Origin of the sequence: Alterirhizorhabdus solaris (genome assembly GCF_007785815.1) — a bacterium.
GTDB lineage: Bacteria > Pseudomonadota > Alphaproteobacteria > Sphingomonadales > Sphingomonadaceae > Alterirhizorhabdus > Alterirhizorhabdus solaris.
The window spans coordinates 1-1142 of the sequence record NZ_VNIM01000209.1 but is presented as its reverse complement, the minus strand read 5'-3'; the positions used below and the strand labels follow the sequence as shown (position 1 = coordinate 1142).

The window sequence follows — 1142 nt, the reverse complement described above, 5'->3', positions numbered from 1 at the left end:
AACTGACGCCGGCGGGCGGGCCGGCCACCGGCGTCAGTTGGTGGCGAGCGTCGCCTCGCCGGCGGTGGGCTGGGTGGCGGCGACCGCGGGCGGTGCGGCCTGAGGCGCGATGCGGCCGGCGCGGGGCGCCACCGTCGCGCCCGCCATCGCCATCTGCGTGCCCCGGATCACCACGCGATCGCCCGGCCCGATGCCGGAACGGATGACGCGCAGGCCATCCACCACCGGCCCCAGCACCACGGGCCTGGCGCTCACGACGTTGTGAGCATCGACCGTGAGCAGCACCTTGCGCGCCTGATCGGTCTGCACCGCGTCGTCCGGCACCAGCAGCGCCGGCTTCGTGCCGCCGCTCGCCAGCCGCATGTTGCCGAACATGCCGGGGGTGAGGAAATAGCCGGGGTTCGCCAGCACCGCGCGGCCCCGGATCGTGCCGGAACGCTGGTCCAGCCCGTTGTCGGTGAAGTCGAGCCGGCCGCGCCAGCGGTGCGTCGCCTCGTCCTGCAAGCGGATCTCCACGGCGGCGGGGGCGACACCCGGCTGCCGCGCGCGCTGTGTTTTCAGATAGAGCGCCTCGGAACCGTCGAAGGTGAAGTAGATCGGGTCGAGCGCGTTGATCGTCGTCAGCACGGTGCCGCCGGTGCCCTCGCCGCCCGCCACCTGATTGCCGGCATCGACGCGGCGATCGGAGATGCGCCCCGCGATCGGCGCGCGCACCTGCGTGAACGACAGATCGAGCGCGCGCGCCTGCACGCGGGCGTTGGCGGCGGCGAGCGCGGCCTGCGCCGCCTGCACCCGGCCGCGCAACGCATCCACCTCGCCGGCGGACACCGCCTCGTCGGCGACCAGCCGCTCGGCCCGGCCCAGATCGGTGCGTGCAAGCGTGAGCGCGCTGGCGGCGCTGGCGGCATTGGCGCGCGCCTCGGCCAGCACGGCGGTGAACGGGCGCTGGTCGAGGGTGAAGAGGAGTTGCCCCTTCTGCACGATCTCGCCGTCGCGGAAATGGATGCCGGTGACTTCGCCGGCCACGCGAGGGCGGATCTCAACCGTGCGGCTGGGGGCGAAGCGGCCGACGTAATCGTCCCACTCGCTCACCGCGCGCACCAGCGGCGCCGCCACGGTGACGGCGGCGGGTGGCGGGGCGG

General features: G+C 74.4%; 1 protein-coding gene. It reads right to left on the bottom strand.

The genetic code is table 11. The annotated features are described in order from the left end of the window. Positions 1-33: 33 nt before the first annotated feature. On the bottom strand, positions 34-1142 hold a 1109-nt coding region (locus FOY91_RS21340; protein ID WP_145156081.1), incomplete at its 5' end, for an efflux RND transporter periplasmic adaptor subunit.